This is a genomic window from Shewanella sp. AC91-MNA-CIBAN-0169 (assembly GCF_040310165.1).
GTDB lineage: Bacteria > Pseudomonadota > Gammaproteobacteria > Enterobacterales > Shewanellaceae > Shewanella.
Genome location: NZ_JBEOPM010000015.1, coordinates 1 through 19,040, shown reverse-complemented (window position 1 = coordinate 19,040; position 19,040 = coordinate 1). Strand labels below are relative to the sequence as shown.

Below are 19,040 nucleotides of genomic sequence, written 5' to 3'. Positions count from 1 at the left end.
AATCTTAGTGTTCATATTTTTTCATATTTGTTTCCGATCAGTTCATATCCAACTCAATAGCTATTCACAAGTTTTGAATATAGTCACTCTATCAATAAGAACATATATTTTAGGGTGATGAATATGAATATTAGAAAAACTCAATTAGCTCAGTCAATTTTATTAGGCAGTCTACTTTTATCGGCGACCTCTTTTGCCAACGCTGCAGACGATGATGTCTTCGGTGGAGCCATAAGTGGTAAATTAACCTTTGCTTCAGATTATGTTTTCCGTGGCGAATCAGAAACAATGGATGCAGAAGTACCAGTGGTACAAGGTACCCTAGGTTGGGGCAATGATCTGGGTTGGTATGCTGGTGTATTTGCATCCAATATCAAATTTGCAGACCCCAATTTAGAAATTGTTACTGCACCTTATATTGGTAAAGCAGGCGAGTTTGGCAATAGTGGTATCAGTTACGACGTCATGGTTTTTTCTTACCTGTATCCAGGTGCCTCATATTCAAATTATACCGAACTGTGGATTAAAGTCGGTAAGCAATTTGGTCATGCAAATGTGCAGTTAGAAGTGACTCCAACAATCGATGATTGGTTTGGTGTAGAGGGCTGGCAAGGTGTTAACTATGCCGTTCATCCGAGCTATCAGTTTGACAATGGTTTATACGTATCAGCAAGTATCGGCTACCAAGATTTAGATGGTCATGGTGCAGAAGGTTGGGGGCACTGGAATTTGGGTGTGAGTAAAGCCTATGCCGGAATCAATTTTGATGTTCGTTATCATGGCAGTACCATGGATAGCGATCATAAGGTCTATGGCACTCAAACAAAAATCTTTGATGACCGAGTGGTTGTTGGCGTCAGCAAAAGTTTCTAAATTGATAATATAATCTTTTTTATTATTGGACCTGATTCTACGCATTCCCATTGTGTGACTCAGGTCCTTTTTTATAAACTATTTTGCTAGCTGTCACTCATTCCTGACAAATCTTTATAGGAAAATATGAAAAGTTATGAATAATAACGGCCATTATTAGCAACACTATCTGGATAGGATGATGGCACATACTGGTTTAACAAATACGGTACTCGTCGTTGACGATGAAGCCGTGATCCGCGCTCGATTAAAAGGTTATTTTGAGCGTGAAGGATATCGTGTACTTGAAGCTGGAGACGGCGAACAGATGTGGCAACAGTTTACAAATCAACATATCGATTTGGTGATGTTAGATATTAACTTACCCGGTACCGATGGTTTGAGCTTGGCGCGTGAACTAAGAAGTCGTTCGGACGTTGGCATTATATTAGTCACTGGTCGTGATGAAACCATTGATAAAATCGTTGGCCTTGAGATGGGTGCTGATGATTATGTGACTAAGCCATTTGAATTAAGAGAACTATTGGTAAGAGTTAAAAATTTGTTGTGGCGAATTTCATTAGTTAAAAAAGCACAACAAGAAGTTGTAGAACAATTTGAACAGTGTGACGATATCATTGCCTTCGATAAATATATTCTTGAGTTAAACAGCCGAAAACTGAGTCGTGGTGACGAGGTGATAAAGCTGACTAAAGCAGAGTTCGAATTACTTACCGCCTTTGCATTGCATCCACAGCAAGTACTATCACGTGAGCGGCTAATGCAGCAAACAAGCCACCGTAATGAAGATGTAAATGATAGAACCATTGATGTCATTATTCGCCGTTTGCGAAATAAACTACAGGCAGACCTGTTTGTAACGGTTCACGGAGAAGGCTATTTGTTTGCGACAAAGGTTAAAGATTAGTTTTTGTCGTCACACGATAAATGGGGTAAAAGTCTGCAGGGGCTAAGCTGTTGTTAAACATATTGAGTTGCACAGTTCCTTGTTCTAACGCCTGTATTTGTGGGCCAATATCCCCAAATGAGTGTGCCCCCTCCAGTAGTTTTACCGCAATATCTATTGCCAATTTACCTTGTAACACCACTTGATCATCACTACTGAAAGCCACTTTATTGCGATAAAGTCCGCGCAAGGTCGCTGGCGATAAATAGCTGCTCACAAGTTTTACTTGGCCAGTTAATCGTTTATGTTGCAATGTTCCTATTGCTGCTTCAATAGCAACGGCACTGCCTAGAATATAACTAGGAACATGATCATTAAGTAGATTATGAAGTTGGTCACGATAAAGGTCACGATTATTATCGGTATGACGAATTGACGAAACCACAATAGGACTATCGGCAATAGCATCTTGAATACCGAGCTCAACCCAATCGCTGCCGCCAACACTTTCTGGGCCGGTGAGTAGAGCGAGTGTTACTGGAGACGATGGCGGTAAATTTTTTACAGCTTTGGCGATAAAGTGGCCAGCTTTCCAGCCCATTTGATACCAATTGACGCCTACACGAGTTGTTATAATGGGGTTATCGAGTCTATTCACTAACGCTATGATGGGTTTATTAATTAGCCCCGGATATTGATCAAGTAAATTGGGGGCCACAGCACCGAGTAAGATGGCATCGAACGGTTGATTAAGGCAGTATTCAAGTTGTTTTAGTTGTTGCTCTTTTCTGTAATAGCTACCAGCTTCAAATAATTCTAAATTAATCCCTAATTGGCTGGCTTTTGACACCAAACCATAATCAATGCCGATCCAATAAGCGTCTTTAAGGTGAGGTACTAAGGCACAGATTCGCCAAGCCTTTTTGGCCGAGGTCAGTTGATTATATTGTATTGATTTTACTGTTTGAATTTTGGCATTAAAGGGCGTGCGCTGCTGTAATGTCCAGCTAGAATCGGATGTTGCTTCAGCAAGTAATGGTATTGTCCCTAAGCAAGCTATGAGCAAATAAATAAGTCGGCGCATTATATTGTCTCGATTAAGGTTTCTAAACAGAACACTAAAAAATTTTCGTAATTATAACATTTTAAGGAATGACTGTGAGCACTTTATCACTATCAGGCAAGAGCTTAGTGGGTCGCCTTATGTTGGCATTCTGTCTGCTCGGATTGTTATTGTTAATGTTAGTTAGCCTTGGCAGCATTTCGCTTTATTGGGTAAAGCTGGCTGACCAGTATCTATATGAAGAGGCGTTACCTGCATCTGAGGCTGCAAGGCAATTGATGCAGTCTTCTAATGGCTTGCTCGACAATGCCCAAGCGCTTGAACGAGTGGAAGAAGAGGCTCAACGCGCTTTCCTTGGGCGTAAGTTATCACTCGAAAGCACTAATTTGCTTTCTGCTATTGAACGACTCAATTCGTTAAATCTACAAAATCATGGTGTTAATAAAGATCAGCATTTAGCTTTATTAGCTGGCGAAATTATCCATGACTTATCGGTATTCGGCCGCCAAGTGGGTAAACGTTTAGTGTTGGCGGCGCAATTGATTAATAAAGGAGCCGCACTGGCGGAAGCGGCCAGTAACAGTGGTGTTTTACTTGAAGCAGAACAAGCCGTGGTCGATTCAACCATTTTGGCCAAGTTGAGTTTAGCTTACCCTCAAGTGGTTGGCGCTGAACAAAGTGCCAAACTTTTGGACTCCATCATAGAGCAAGACTTGGATGTCCGTGAACGTTTAAATCGAGCTTTGGGATTGATCCATCACATTGAGTTAGTAGGGCAGTTATTACAGTCTCCAGACCAACAACTCGGATTAAATAACGTACTCAACAGTATGGCTCGAGTACTGTCTCCAACGACTTATACCATTAATTCTACTCGCGATAACTCACAAAGCGGCAACGAAATACCGAGCCCTTACACAGGTTCAGGAACGAGTGGGCAAATTGATTTAATGCCTCTAGAATTACTTAAAGGCTTAATTCGAGATCCGGTTAGGGCAACAGAGCTTGAGCACCAATTGATAATGTTAAGGGAGGTGAATGTTGGCTTAAGTTTGCAGCAGCAATATGCGCAATTGCTAACAAAACAAAATGCGCAACTGTTAACGCTGACGGATAAATTAGGCCAACTGAATAAGTCAGTCGATAGTGCAATGAAAGCACAACAGCTACAGGCAGAACATGCCCGAAGTAATTTTTTACAGCAATTACTGTGGGCTAAGTCAGGGCTGTGGGCGACAGGTATTTTGATGTTAATCATTATGCTGTTGGTGGTTTATCGGGTTATTTATAAAGGCATCGCTTTACGCCTAAGTGAAGCAACTGCTGCATTATCTCAATTAAGTCAGGGCAATACCGAAGTGCTACTGGATCCTCACGGAGACGATGAACTCACCGCGATGGCTTCTGCCATTGAAGCTTTTAAACAAAAAACCGCGCACAATCAAGCACTGCAATCTGAATTACAACAAACGGCATCAGAATTATTTGCCCATAAAGCCTCACTTGAAAGTACCGTGCAGGCACGTACACTCGAACTGGCTGAAACCAACCGTCAACTAGACGCTGAAGCAAAAGGGCATTCGACGGCTAGAGTGATGGCAGAACAAGCTAACAAGGCAAAATCGCTATTTTTAGCGACCATGAGCCATGAAATCCGTACTCCGCTAAATGGTCTTTTAGGCACCCTGACTTTACTGAGTCACTCGCCATTACCTCCAGCACAAAAACAAATGTTGGCATTATCGCAATACAGCGGCACCTTACTGCAAAATGTACTTAATGATATTTTGGACTTTTCCCGTTTGGAGCAAGGTAAATTAACTAACGAACCACGGGCTGTTGCGCTTAATGAGCTGCTCGATGAAGTGATGGCAATCATGTTAGCTGGTGCGGGATTGTCAGGTATCTCGTTATATTTAGTTCGCGGTAATTTACCTAAATGGATAACGGTAGATGGCCCCAAATTGCGCCAAGTGTTGTTTAATTTGCTCGGCAATGCCATTAAATTCACTCCAGCAGGAGAGGTTACATTACGGGTAAATGTGGTCGAGAAACAATTAACCTTTGAAGTGGCAGATACTGGCGTTGGTATCAGTGAAAAGGCCATGGATCAATTGTTTATCGCCTATGGTGTACAGCCTAATCAAGGCAGAACCAGAGGCACAGGACTTGGGCTCGCTATTTGTAAAGAATTAGTCTCGTTAATGAATGAGGCTAACACTGCCAATGATTCTATTCGGGTGAGTAGTAAAGTGGGTGAGGGTTCCAGCTTTGGTTTTAGTTTACCATTACACATTTGTGAACAAACGTATGAGGTTATCAGTGCAGAGTTACCTAAAGTTGATTCTAAATGTGTACTCGTTATCGAAGACAACAAAGTCAATTCCATGGTGGCCCAAGGGTTTTTAGCACATCTTGGACATCATTCCGTACTGGCTGATAGTTGTGCTCAAGCAAGAGCGTTGTTTAACGTCGATAGTGCGTTGAAGTTTGACGGCATTATGCTTGATATTCAATTAGGCGATGGCTCTGGTATTGAGTTATTACTTGAGTTGAAGCGTATTGCTAACGCAGCCCAAAAAGACATCAGCATAGCCGCATTTACGGCACAAATTCAACATGATGACATAAACGAGTATCAAACAGCAGGCTTCGATGACGTATTAGCCAAACCGCTTAATATGAAGTTTTTAGCCAATTGGATTGGTGATGCGAGTGACAAGTCAGCAATCAACAGCGACAACACGAATAAGTTAATCAAGATGGATAAACACAAAGGCTTTACACAAACGACCATAGATCAAAAATTTTCAGTTTGTAATGAAGACAATCAGCCTTTACTCGATGAAAAGCAAATTAATGAAGACTTACAATATCTTGGTACAGAAGCTGTTAAAGAGATGTTAGCGTTATTTAAAGTCAGTAGTACACAACACATCAATGCACTGGCAGCTTTACCTACAGATAGGCCAAAAGCGTTACACGCACTTAAAGGCAGTAGTGCCAGTATTGGCTTTATTCAGTTGAGTCAGTTGTGCAAACAATTAGAAAAAGATGGCATTAGTGATGATTCATATTTGTTGCTTAAGCAAGTATTGCAAGCATCAATTAACGCACTTGAGTTGAAATTTCTATCTAAGTTGTTGTAAATTAGGGATATAAAATATAGTTGAGTGTGTATAATCCTCACTCTATTTATCCTGATCTCAAACATTACATATAAAAATACCGAGCTTACTCGGTGTTTTTATATGGGGGTTAATTATATAGATATCCTGTTACTGAGCACCTTTTAGTCCTTCACAATCGCTTTCAACCCAAGCCAGAGTGAGGTGAGCAATGGCTGAATAAAACTGACCAGTATCCACAGAGGTAAGCCTATCTACAAAACGGGGTAACCAAGCGTGGAGATATTGCCTAATAAAGCTGAGCTGAGTGCTATCGTCACAAGCACACGCTTGGTGAGCGACATAAGCCAAAATAACGGCAATATGGTCAGACGGTTCAGGAAATTCACTTTGAACCGTTAATTGGCTTTGTTTTAGATATGTTTGCATTTGCTGATGCTGTTCACCAAATAAAAGTACATCGTCCTTGGCAACTGCATTATCGTTAAGATATAAACTGGCATAAGGGCTGGCGCTATGCTTTGTACCTACTAAAAATAGGCCACAATAATCGGCAGCAAGCTCTAATAAAGCATGATCAGTATTGACGCTGTTAAGGGTTGAATTAAGCACTGAGTTTATGGTTTCAATGTCTTGACTCAATAACGGGTCACTGGCCAATTGAGCAAAGAATGCCTGAGCCTGACTTGCAGTGAGCTCTTGTAATAGCTGTTGATCTAGCTCTTTTGCAAACAGTGATGAGAGCAGCTTATACACCATCGAACGACCCTGGTTCATTGGCGTGTTATACAATATCTTGTCATTCATCTATGTTATCTCCTGAGCCTATTATGGCCGTTAACTTAAGCGCCAAGAATTAAATCGCTTGGCGCACAGTGATAATGCTTACACGTTATAGCTGCGTTTCTATTGGGCCACTAAAAGAACTGACGTCAGGTAACTTACCTTGATACTTCTCGAAATCGACCAAGCAAGTGTATGCGGAGCAAGCCTGGGCAAGCTTTGATGTACCAATATCTTGCGTTAACGTATTAGGGTCACCATAGCTGCACAACGCCCCAATTTCACTACCCCCTTGTTTAGACCCATCTTTACCGACTGGGCCATACCAAGCCCCTTCATGAATTCGGATAACCCCACTAGGGAAGCTGTCGGATACCACTGCACCCGCTAACAGTTGACCTCGGTCGTTAAACACACGAACAACATCTCCATCTTTAATGCCGCGCTGTTTTGCATCGGTAGGATTCAAGTACACGGGTTCACGACCTTGTACCGTATAGGTTTCCCGATATTGCTGCGACTCACACATTTGTGAATGTAAGCGTTTATCTGGGTGGCAAGATTGCATCCACATTGGGTATTTATCTGAACCAGGACCACCATGGCTGCGCTCTGACTTTTCTATCCAAGTAGGATGGCCAGGACAGTCATCGTAATTGAATTGGGCGATTTTACGGCTGAAAATTTCAATCAAGCCCGATGGTGTACCCAATGGATTCATTTCAGGATCATCCCTAAAGTCGGCATGGCGAGTCCAAGGTAGGCCTTCACCAAAATGTACATAACCTTGTTTCCAGAACGTGTCGAAATTTGGCATATCGAACTTACCGGCATTATCGGCTTTACAGTCGTTATAAAGTTTCTTAATCCAGTCAAATTCAGACATGCCACGGGTATATTCTGTCTCTTTACCCATTATTTTGGCAAAGCGGGTAAAGATATCAAAATCAGACAAGCTATCAAATAATGGTTCAACCATTTTTTGCATCGCTAAAACACCACGGTTAGCGTAGCTGCCATAAACGTCAATGTCATTACGTTCAAATGTAGTACAAGCGGGTAAAACGATGTCAGAGAAACGGCACGTTGCTGTCCAGTTAATGTCGACAGTGACCACACATTCAAGCTTTTGAAATGCTTGCTTCATCTTATTTCTATCTTGGTGATGACTCCATGGATTATTACCTGAAAATACCATCATCTTAATATCAGGATAAGTGACCTTAGCCCCGTTGGCATCGATGGTTTTACCCGGTTCTAAAATGGCATCAATCCAACGTGCAATCGGAATGGTGCTACTCGCGCCTTTAAAATCATTACTGTCGAATAATGGCTTTTGGCCTTCATCAAGATTACGAGGAAACGCGCCCGGTGCAGCTGCGCCCGATGAAGGAACGCCAATACTTGAGTAATGATGGCCATAGCTGATACCACCACCAGGTAAACCAATTTGGCCAATCATAGTGGCAAGTACAGCTGCCATCCAATAAGGTTGTTCACCGTGTTGTTGACGTTGAATACACCAACCCATCATGATTTGAGTACGACCTTTGGTCATCACTTTAGCTAAATCACGTATAATTTCAGGGCTAACACCAGTAATTTTACTGGCCCACTCTGGTGTTTTAGCTACGCTATCTGACTCGCCTAAAATATAAGGCACGAATCTGTCAAACCCTAAGCTGTAGCCCTCAATAAATTTTTCATCGTGTAACTTACTGGTGATCATTTCATGGGCAATACCCAGCATTAACGCAACGTCAGTTTGTGGGTTGACGTAAAGTTGCTCACAGCCTAAGTATTTTTGGGTTTTAGTGACTACAGGGTCGATACTGATCACTCGGATCTTACCTTGTTTTACTTTTTCTTTAAGCTCCGCTAGATAAGCGAACGATTCATGGGTTTCGGCATTCCAACCCACTTGCAGGTTTTTATAGGGATCATTTGACCACAAAATGATGGTTTTAGATTGCTCAAGGATTAACGGCCATGAAGTACCTTGGGCATAAACTTCAGTTGAACCTAAAATATAAGGCAAAATAGTCTGGCCAGCACCCGTTGAGTAGTCACCAATTTTTTTGACAAAATTACCGTGCATACCAACAGCACGTTGCATGTGACTGGTACTTGAATGCAGTTGTCCAGTGGCGCGCCAGCCAGTTTGACCCGCGTGCAGTCCTGATGGGCCATATTGAGTTTGAACCTCATCAAGTGAATCTTTAAACAGGGTCAATGCTTTGTCCCAAGTGACACGGACAAAGCGAAAATCACCGCGTTGACTGGTGTCGCTTTTATGACCTTTCAATAAAAAATCTAGGCGTACCATAGGGTAGCGAACCCGTGATGGGTTGTAGACTAAGCCTTTAACGCCATTGATCATATCGGTAGGGTATTTGTCCAACTCAAATGGAATCACCTGGTCAATCACGCCATTCTTACGTTTCATTTTGAATGCACCAAAGTGCGAACCGGTAGTTAACCAGTCGTCACTTGCTTTAGTGCTTGCAGCTGCAAGGGCATTGAATGGCGCCAACACTGATGTACTGCTTAGTCCAACATAAGAAGTCGCCACTAAGCCTTTAAGAAAATGTCTTCTGTTCATGATGATGTCCTATTAATGCGCCGACTTATTGAAAGTAGATGAATGCTCTTGTAAGTACTTTTGTACAAGCGCTTGAGTGTCTTGGTCCATGTTGACGAATGCAATCATGCCTTTAAACATTCCAGGCCAACTGTTAGCGTCAAAGTGTGCTTCTGCTGGTTGGGTATGACACACGCTACAACTGCTGGTATAAGTGGTGCGGGCATAATCCCAAAGTGGCTGTAAATCACTTACTAGGTAGTCTGCATCGGTCCAAATTTTGGCTTCAACACGTTGCCATGTTAATCCGGTCATTGGGTCTTCTTTTTGTTCAAAGACATTCATTACACCTTCTTCTAGCGCAGCATCTTTTGATAACTGAGCCGACAGAATGTTAAGACCAAAATCGAAATAGATAACACGACCAGCACCAATTTTTTTACGCCAACCTTTAATACCAACTTGTACACGACTGCCATTGGTTTCAAGTACCGTCACTTTAGTGGCAATGTTTAACGTACCAGCTTCAACATCTGTTTTTTGATTAAAATAAAGGGGTTTAGTCAAGGCGGTAAAATACTGAGCACCAACCACAAGACCGATTTCGCCAGATCCGACTTGTGCAATGAGTTCTGGTGCACGGGAAGTGCCCATGTCAGGAAGTTTGTGAGCAATACCTTTATGGCAATCAACACAGCTCTGGTCTATCTCTGCTGCACGCTTCATTTGTTTTTGCGCCAACTTTGACATGTCATCCCATTTCATCGAGTCATAGTTATGGCAGTTTTTACACGCTAAAGAGTTATCACGGTCGAAGCGTTTCCACTCACGGCTAGCCATCTCTAGACGTTTTGATTCAAATTTTTCCTCAGTATTAACGGTTTGCATCAACCAGCCCCACATATCATGTGATGCTTCAATCTTGCGACCAATTTTACGACTCCAGTTATGCGGCACGTGACAATCAGGGCAAGTGGCCCGAACGCCAGAGTGATTAGACCAATGCACAGTTTGCTGTAGCTCTTGGTAGGGCTTGCTTTCCATACTGTGACAGCTAATACAGAACTCTTCAGTGTTGGTCATTTCCAGTGCGGTATTGAAACCACCCCAGAATATAATCCCCATTAAAAAAGCTGATAGGCTAATTGTGCCTAAAGTAAGATATTTGGCAGGCTGATTTAGCGTCCGCCAGGTATTAATAAACCATTTCATAACAGCATCCTTTATAAGATTGACTCATAATTTGTTTGAGGATTAGTGCGCAACAACGCCACCAAATGCTTGGATCATCCAAATGACAAAACCGTACGCACTAATGCTGGTTACGGTGATAATGGGAAAAAATAAAAAAATGATAAATCCAAGAGCTTTCAGCTCCTTAGACTTAACATTACTTTTGGGGTCTACTACGTTTTTTGTTGTCATAGCTTGCTCACTTAAAAAATTACCTTTGCTGATGACAGCTATATTAGATAACAATTGTTAATGGCACTCAGACCGTGGATGAATGAACGTAGACAATATATGAAAGATTATGAACAGACTGATTGAGGGGTAGCTTGCTGTGAGGATTTAACAATAAACTGCTTTATAAAATCAAGTTCAGAGAGTTTTCAATCGAGGGTCACGAAAAGATGTAGTACCTAACAATATAAAGTGAAGTGCCCAAAGCAGGCTTAATAGCCGTTTGCACCATTCAAGAGTGGGATTCATATCCAGGAAGGTATTTATACAAAAGATAACACAAAAAATTTCGTTGCAATTAGCGTGAAATTATCGGGGCTACGGGCAGTGCAAAAACAATTTAACACAGCATAAGTTAATAAAAACTAGGCTAATAAAGGGCTGAACTTTGCCAATTCAGCAGCATTATGTACAGCTAGTTTCTTAATGATTTTAGAACGATGTACCTCAATCGTGCGCAGAGAAAGGTATAATTTGTCGGCCATTTGTTTGTTTGTTTTGCCTTCTATTAATAGATGTAATACTTGGATTTCACGTTCTGTTAAGGTGTTATATCGTTGTTTTAGAAGAATAGATTCAAACATTTTATGGCTATACGTAAAGGCTTTTTCTATAGCAACAACCAGTTCTTTCCCGTTAACGGGTTTTTGAAAAAAATCACAAGCACCTTGTCTAAATGCATTTACCGCCATCGGCAGATCACCGTGACCCGTTAAAAAGATGATACCTAATGGACTGTTAGCGGCAATTAATTTTTGTTGTAGTTCTTGGCCAGTAATTTCTGGCATTTTGCTGTCCACAATAAGACAACCTGGCTGGGTAATATCTATGGTATTAATAAACGAAATAGCAGAATTGAATACCTGTAAGTTGTATTCATATTGCAAAAGCATAAATTGCATTGAATCAAGAATTGCTAGGTCATCATCCACCATATAAATATCTTTAATCATATGTAGTATCAATTTATTAAATGTTAATACAGTGTAATCATTGTTGATTGTGGATCAAGTTGTTCGGTTGCTTTTGTGCTGCATGCATCTTTTTTGTTTATCAAGTTGCACTACACTGAGTTTAGTACATAAAATCATTACCTTGTTACGTTAATTAAGTATTTTCTAAACAGAGTATTGTATTAACTAATTGTTCTATCGATTAATTGTGTTATCAACTGAGTGTTGATTTAACTGAGTGTTGTCAGATGGCTAAAAGGTTACGGATACGATTTGACACTTTGCTGATTGGTGCGCTTTCATTAATTTGTGCTGGATATTTAACTCAAGCAAGTGCGCAGCCTGTAACACCGGATGCGACCATTGAAAAACCCATTACGACTCAAGCCAATGCTGAAGTACATTACCGAGTTGCAGTGCTTGCAAATTATGGTGTGGCTAAAAGTATTGAACGCTGGCAGCCATTAATGGACTATTTAAGCCAAAATGTTGCCAATGCTAGCTTTGAGGTTGTGCCGTTAGACTTCAACAATATGAATCAAAAGCTAATCAGTGGCGACATACAGTTTGTTGTCACCAACCCTGGCCATTACTTTAATATGAGTGGCGACTATCCCATTTCCTGGTTAGCCACCATGAAGAGCAATCAACATAATGGCAGCACCTTTGCGATTGGTGCAGCTATAATCGTTCGTAAAGACAGCCATTTGTTTAGCGTAGACGATCTTGCAGGGCATTCACTGGTGGCCAGTGATCCTAACGCATTAGGAGGATACCAAGCTGCGATAGGGCTCATCCATTCACTGGACTATTCGACCAGTAACTTCTTTTCCAAAGTGACGTTTCTCGGTTTTCCGCTTGAACCGCTTATTTATCAAGTCCGCGATGGCACAGCAGATATTGCCATTACGCCATTTTGTACTTTAGAACAGATGGTCGCAGAGGGGTATATCAAGGTTAGCGATTATCGAGTGATAAATGATATCACTCCAGCCGATTATGAATGTGCCGTAAGCACTCCTTTGTATCCTAATTGGTCCTTTGCATCGTCGGATGCAGTGCCGTTAATGGTAAGAACAGAGATCACTCGATCTTTACTGTCGATAAGTATGGATCATCCAGCGTCCATCGTCGGACAAAACCGAGGTTGGGCTGCACCGATTAGCCAGTTTCAAGTGGTTAAACTATTTAACGATCTAAACTTAAATGCGGATGATAGCCCTGTTTACCTACAAGTCTGGCAATGGATAAAGCTCAATCAAAAATGGGGCTTTAGTTTATTGGGTTTATTTGTTATCGCGACCATATATCACCTTTGGCTCGAATATAAATTTAGACAAAAGAGCGAGTTCTTAATCAATACAGAGCGCCAATTGAAAAATAAAGCATTGCAGCTTGAGCGCATGCAAAGCGCAGCAATTTTAGGTGAAATAGGAGCAGGTTTAGCTCACGAGCTCAACCAACCCATTGCGGCAATTACACAATATAGTGAAGGCGGTATGATTGAGCAGGCAAAAAATATTGGTACAAACTCAGTACAATACCAATTACTTGAAAAAATACACCAGCAGTCAATGCGTGCCGGAGAAATTGTTCATAGGATCAGAGAATTGTTGCAACGAAAAGGTACAGCAAGTACTGAGTTTGACGTACAAGAGCAATTAATGGTTTGCCTAGACTTACTAGAGCATGAGTTCGATAAAGAAAAAATCCACATTCAAACTCAATTGACTACCACTGTAATTAAGCTACAAGGTGATAAAGTTGGTTTTTGTCAGGTGTTAATTAATGTGCTAAAAAATGCCATTGATGCGCTGTCCGAAAAAGAATTTTCGCTTAATAGCCATAAACGCATACTGATTGATTTACACATTGTTGATCAAACTTTACAGCTGAAAATTTATGATAATGGTATTGGGTTAACGTGTGCCAACGATGATTTTAAAACAAGTTTCTTTTCTACCAAAGCCAATGGCTTAGGGCTCGGGTTGGCTATTTGTAGTGATGTTATTGCTATTTTTGGTGGCCAGATAAACTTATCAAAATGTAAAGATGACCCAAGCTCACCATGGCGACAAGGATGTCGGGTTCTCATTGTTATCCCATTAAATGCTTTGACCGATTAATCAATCAAATACTCTTCTTTACTGAAATGCCAACCTGTCTTTTTTGCTTATCTCATTTTATTGAGATGTTAAACCGTGACATCAATCAAATCATGCCCCTCAATGTGGTTTACCACAATACCCTTAAAATACTTATGGGTTAACACTGTGTTTAGCGATGGAGCTTATTGTTGTGTTTATCTAATAAGCCCCATTAAACCTAAGTTAACCGTAATAACTTCGTGCTTAGTTGAAGATGAAGGGGGCAATCATGATTCAGTTAAATCGGCGACATTTTTTAATGGGGGCAGGTGCTACAAGTGCAACCTGTGCTCTGGCAAGTATGCTACCTGGCTCGTTAGCCGCGTTAGAGAAACAGCCTTTAAAAGGTGTCTCTTCTGAAGTAGCCAGTATTTGTGAAATGTGTTCAACGCGCTGTCCTATTAAGGCGCGCATTGTAGATGGCAAAAACGTATTCATTACGGGTAATAAAGAAGCAAAATCGTTTGGTGGCAAAGTCTGTGCCCGAGGTGGGGCGGGTCATAGTCTTTTATATGACTCACAGCGTATCGTTAATCCATTAAAAAGAACTGGTGAGCGTGGAGAAGGCAAATGGGCTGAGATCAGTTGGGATGAAGCTTATCAATATATTGCCGAAAAACTAACGGATATTAAGCAACAGTTCGGTGCAGAAACTGTCGCTTTTTCGTCTAAATCAGGTTCGTTAGATGGCCATTTATTTCATTTGGCAGCTACTTTTGGTTCACCTAATACTTTCACACATGCTTCGACTTGTCCTGGTGCCTATGAAATAGCTGCAAAGGCTATGTTTGGTACCAAAATGAAGCGTGATTTGAGCAATTCAAAATACATCATTAACTTCGGTCATAATATTTATGAAGGCATAAACATGTCTGAGACTCGAGGCATGATGCAAGCACAAATGGATAAAGGCGCCAAGTTAGTCGTATTTGAACCTCGTTTTTCAGTTGTTGCCGACAAAGCTGATGAATGGCATGCCATTCGTCCAGGCACTGACGTGTCAGTTGCGCTAGCGTTATGTCATGTTTTAATTTATGACCATTTATACGACCATGATTTTATCGAAAAATATGTTGTTGGTTTTGAAGAATTTGCTGCAGAGGTAAAAAAATATACCCCAGAGTGGGCAGAAACTATTTCAGATGTTTCTGCCAGTGCCATTCGAAGAATTGCTCATGAATTTGCAAGCAAAGCGCCACATGCTGTTGTTGACTTCGGTCATCGTGCCACCTTTACTCCCGAAGAGTTCGATATGCGTCGTGCAATATATGCTGTCAATATTTTGATTGGTAATATTGAACGCAAAGGTGGCATATACATGGGCCAGAAAGCACCTGGATACAATAAATTTGCCGGTGAGAAAGTTGCCCCAGAATTAGTGACGCCTGGTGTTGAAGGCATGCCTAAAATCTCTGCTATTCGTATTGACCAAGTAGATAAACAATACAAGTTGATGTGGTCTTCAGGTGGTATTTATCAAACCATAATAGATGCAACTTTAGAGGCTAAGCCTTATCAGCTAAAAGCATGGGTGATGAGCCGTACTAACCCAATGCAAACCTTAACAGACCGGGCGAAAGTAGAGCAAACGCTTAAAGCATTAGATTTAGTGGTGTGCTGTGACCTGTATATCAGTGAAACAGCAGCGTATGCTGACATTATTTTACCAGAGTCAACCTACCTTGAACGTGATGAAGAAATTGCTGATAAGTCAGGTAAAAATCCTGCTTATTATGTGCGTCAACGTGTAGTTGAAACCATCGGTAACACCCGTCCTAGTTGGCAAATATTCAAAGATCTTGGTAAGGCGTTAGGGCTGGACAAGTATTATCCTTGGGACAACATAGAAACGTTGCAATTAATGCAGGTTAATCGTGATCACGCCTTGTTAGAACACATTAAAAAAATAGGCTTCGTAAGCTACGGCAAGCCTTTGATGCTACGTGAACCTGAAATGGTTGACGAGTTCGTTAAGACTTATCCCAACGCAAGAAACGTAGATGCCGATGGAACGTATGCTACAGCTATGCACTTCAAAACACCCAGTGGGAAAATTGAATTAACCTCACCACAAGTCGAAGATATGGCTCCAGGACGAGGCGTGATTAAGCATCGTCATGTCCAACTAAAGCAAGCCGATGAATTATATTTTATTCAAGGCAAAGTTGCCGTACACACCAACGGCGCCACCCATAATATTCCTATGCTCTCCAACCTTATGTCTAACAACGCAGTTTGGATCCATCCATTAACCGCCGGACGATTAAATATCCATAGTGGCGATGCAATTCAATTAACCAGCAGTGTTGGCACCGAAGAAGGAACCGCTTTGGTCACCCCGGGGATTCGTCAAGATACTGTGTTTGCATACATGGGCTTTGGCTCCAAAAACAAAGAACTGGTGCGAGCAACAGGAAAAGGTATCCATTGCGGCAACCTACTTCCTAATGCCATCGCTCCCATCTGTGGCATGAATTTACACACCACGGGTGTCAAGTTGGTAAAAATTTAGCCGGTAACTAATTGATTTGGAGTCTCCTATGAGCAAACGATATGTCATGGTGCATGATGAAAACAAATGCATCGGCTGCCAAGCTTGCAATATAGCTTGTCGTAGTGAAAACGAAGTCCCTGAAGGGGTAACACGCCTGCAAGTTAGGGTGGAAGGTCCTTTTGGTGAAGCACCAAACTTACATTTTAAATATCACCGCGTGTCCTGTCAGCAATGCGAAGACGCACCTTGTGTCAGTGTTTGCCCTACAGGTGCCGCTTACATAGACGAAAATGGCTTAGTGTCTATTCATAACGATAAGTGCGTTGGCTGTATGTATTGTGTTGCGGCATGTCCATACAAAGTGCGCTTTATGAATCCCATAACCAAGGCAGCAGACAAATGTAATTTTTGTAAAGACACGCGCCTAGCCAGAGATGAACAACCCGCTTGCGTTACAGCATGCCCAACAGATGCATTGTATTTTGGCGATGCTAACGACAGTAAAAGTGAGGTTGCTCAATTACTGAATACAAAAATAACCTATCAAGACAAAACGCATTTAGGTACCAAACCACGAGTGTACCGTGTTCCGACTAAACGAGGAGGGATAGAGTCATGAACAATATATGGGGCGACATGGCGCAATATGATCCAGTGACATGGAACTGGGTTATCGCCGTTTATTTATTTATGGCCGGTTTATCGGCAGGTAGCGTACTCATTGGTATTGGTATGCGTTGGTACAGTAAAGGGGGCAATATTGAAACTTCGATATTAAAAGCCTCTGCCATTATCGGGCCAGTAGCCATAAGCTTAGGTTTGGCCTGTTTAGTGTTTGATTTAACCAAACCATTTCATTTCTGGCTCATCTTAGTCAATTATAATTTTACATCTGTAATGGCGATTGGTGTGTTGGCCTTATTGGCTTATTCACCGTTAGGTATTGCTTATGCATTGATTGTATTGCGAGATGATTTACCAAAGTGGAAGTTAGGATTTTTAGCCCCAATAGGGCATATGCTATTGCCAATGCGTAAAGTAATTGAAATCCTACTGTTTGTACTTGCTATAGGAGTTGGTGCGTATACTGGCTTTTTAATCTCGGCCATGAATGCCTACCCAATGCTCAATACTGCAGTATTACCTGCATTGTTCTTAGCGTCTGGTTTATCAGCGGGAGCTGCGGGTAACTTAATCGTTGCGTTAACCTGTTTTAATAGCGGCCCCCATGATAACGATGTGGCAAAAATGCACAGCCTGGATTTACCGGTAATCGTGTCAGAAATGATGTTTTTAGTGATGCTGTTTAGTACTCTTTATTTCACAGGAGGCGCAGCTGCTGAAGCATTAGCATCATTAAGTACCGACATTTGGGCTAGCGTGTTTTGGATAGGCGTAGTCGGAATCGGGTTTATCGTTCCCATTCTGTCGATGTTTTTACCTGCCAATGCTCGTCACACTAAAGCCATCATGATATCAGTTGCCTGCTGCAGTTTGACGGGTGTTTTAGCATTACGACACTTCATCATCTATGCTGGACAAAGTTATATAAGTTAACCAAGAAATAAGTAGATAAGTCATCTTTTGCCCTCCAGTAGACTTAGGTTGATTGGAGGGTAAAAACTACGCAATAGGCTGCAGTATTAGGTTGTAACAGCAGTCAATATTGGTTAATTAACTTAAGACACAACACTAAAGTCGACCGTATTCACAATTAAATCCATAAATTAGAAACGATAATCGTAGATTATTCAGATTTACCGCTAACGTATACTTGAAGTTATTATTTAAGCTGCTATATTGGCTTTATGAAAACATCAATATTCACATTTTATTCAATTATTTTTTTAGGGAGCTTCGCCCTAAAATTCCCCGATTAAGCGGGCGTATCATTGCGCCCATCTGTTTTTACAGAATATACAATTAAAATTAACATTTAAAAAACAGCTTGCATTTATATATTAAGGCTTAGATTTCGTTAAACTATTTTTAATCAATAGGAGTAACCCAATCTTTGCTTTATCTATATGTAAATAATTATTTGTTTTTAAAATTCTGCAATTAATTTAATTTTAATACTATAAAAATAAACCCAAAAAGTTCTAAACGGAGGGTGGTGGATTATTTATTTCAAAAATGAGTTTATTGCATTAAATAAACGTTATTAATTTTTTATTTATAAGGTAATGATATGTCTAAGCATGAAATGAAAAAACCATTGTTGTCGCTAAAAGAAAAGCGTAAGTTAAAAAAAGAATCAAATGTTACAGAGGTAGCCAAGATTAGAAAGAAAAAAGGCTAGTAAACTGGATACGAAATACTTTACCTCCTTTAATTAACTGAACACTTTGTACATAAATGTCAGTAATAACAGCTTTTTGGGGGGCGAGGAACAATAACGTAGAATGTTTTTATAAATAGGCTGAAGATGATTTTTATGTTCAGCCTATTTTATTTTTTTAACATACAGAATCTTTTTACATTAACGTTATAGACAGTTAGGCTTTGGTAACTATCTGTTATTGTTTATTAATTTAGTTTCTAGTAGTGATTTTTAAAATGGATAATGATGTTAACTTTCTCTATGAAAACGGCGTTTTTCAAGACAGTTGTCGCCTAAATTGTTAAGCAGCTTCTTTATGTTGCTCTGGATTTAACGCCACAGCGC

Annotated in this window: 13 protein-coding genes; 7 read left to right on the top strand and 6 right to left on the bottom strand. The window is 40.8% G+C overall.

Translation table 11 applies throughout. The features are described from left to right. Positions 1–123 precede the first annotated feature (123 nt). Positions 124–873, top strand: coding sequence for a TorF family putative porin (locus AAEY98_RS13615; protein WP_162023087.1), 750 nt, complete (start codon positions 124–126; stop codon positions 871–873). Positions 874–1,054: 181 nt separating this feature from the next. Next, positions 1,055–1,780 (top strand): two-component system response regulator TorR, encoded by a 726-nt coding sequence (torR, locus tag AAEY98_RS13610; RefSeq protein WP_162024337.1) that lies wholly within the window; start codon positions 1,055–1,057, stop codon positions 1,778–1,780. Here torR and torT read toward each other — a convergent pair. Further along, positions 1,770–2,843 carry a TMAO reductase system periplasmic protein TorT gene (gene torT / locus AAEY98_RS13605; RefSeq protein WP_162023088.1) on the bottom strand — a complete coding sequence of 358 codons (1,074 nt, stop codon included), beginning with the start codon at positions 2,841–2,843 and terminating at the stop codon, positions 1,770–1,772. The genes torR and torT overlap by 11 nt on opposite strands. Positions 2,844–2,917: 74 nt before the next feature. Between torT and torS the strand changes: the two genes are divergently transcribed. Continuing rightward, positions 2,918–5,971: a TMAO reductase system sensor histidine kinase/response regulator TorS gene (gene torS, locus AAEY98_RS13600; protein WP_351017581.1), complete on the top strand. Its 3,054-nt coding sequence runs from the start codon at positions 2,918–2,920 to the stop codon at positions 5,969–5,971. Positions 5,972–6,100: 129 nt separating this feature from the next. On the opposite strand, the gene torD is transcribed toward torS, so the two are convergent. The 5 genes from torD to AAEY98_RS13575 form a co-directional block, all read right to left on the bottom strand. Further along, entirely contained in the window at positions 6,101–6,742 is a 642-nt protein-coding gene (gene torD, locus AAEY98_RS13595; RefSeq protein ID WP_502959648.1) for a molecular chaperone TorD, read from the bottom strand. Between the two features lie 100 nt (positions 6,743–6,842). Further along, on the bottom strand, positions 6,843–9,335 hold the full coding sequence (gene torA, locus AAEY98_RS13590) for a trimethylamine-N-oxide reductase TorA (protein ID WP_351017575.1): 2,493 nt from the start codon (positions 9,333–9,335) through the stop codon (positions 6,843–6,845). Positions 9,336–9,347: 12 nt separating this feature from the next. Next, complete coding sequence (gene torC, locus AAEY98_RS13585; RefSeq protein ID WP_350979099.1) at positions 9,348–10,526, bottom strand: pentaheme c-type cytochrome TorC; 1,179 nt, start codon at positions 10,524–10,526, stop codon at positions 9,348–9,350. A 42-nt stretch (positions 10,527–10,568) separates the two neighbouring features. Then, positions 10,569–10,739 (bottom strand): nitrate reductase, encoded by a 171-nt coding sequence (locus AAEY98_RS13580; protein WP_101088486.1) that lies wholly within the window; start codon positions 10,737–10,739, stop codon positions 10,569–10,571. A 404-nt stretch (positions 10,740–11,143) separates the two neighbouring features. Further along, positions 11,144–11,731: a response regulator transcription factor gene (locus AAEY98_RS13575; protein ID WP_351017572.1), complete on the bottom strand. Its 588-nt coding sequence runs from the start codon at positions 11,729–11,731 to the stop codon at positions 11,144–11,146. Positions 11,732–11,979: 248 nt separating this feature from the next. On the opposite strand from AAEY98_RS13575, the gene AAEY98_RS13570 reads away from it, so the two are divergent. The 4 genes from AAEY98_RS13570 to nrfD all read left to right on the top strand — a co-directional run bounded on the left by AAEY98_RS13570 (position 11,980) and on the right by nrfD (position 17,929). Further along, on the top strand, positions 11,980–13,857 hold the full coding sequence (locus AAEY98_RS13570) for a sensor histidine kinase (RefSeq protein WP_351017569.1): 1,878 nt from the start codon (positions 11,980–11,982) through the stop codon (positions 13,855–13,857). 250 nt (positions 13,858–14,107) lie between these two features. Next, complete coding sequence (phsA, locus tag AAEY98_RS13565; RefSeq protein WP_351017566.1) at positions 14,108–16,390, top strand: thiosulfate reductase PhsA; 2,283 nt, start codon at positions 14,108–14,110, stop codon at positions 16,388–16,390. Positions 16,391–16,418: 28 nt separating this feature from the next. Further along, entirely contained in the window at positions 16,419–16,991 is a 573-nt protein-coding gene (locus AAEY98_RS13560; protein WP_351017563.1) for a 4Fe-4S dicluster domain-containing protein, read from the top strand. Continuing rightward, positions 16,988–17,929, top strand: a complete 942-nt coding sequence (gene nrfD, locus AAEY98_RS13555) for an NrfD/PsrC family molybdoenzyme membrane anchor subunit (protein ID WP_351017560.1) — start codon at positions 16,988–16,990, stop codon at positions 17,927–17,929. The genes AAEY98_RS13560 and nrfD overlap by 4 nt, the downstream gene beginning before the upstream one ends. Positions 17,930–19,040: the final 1,111 nt, after the last annotated feature.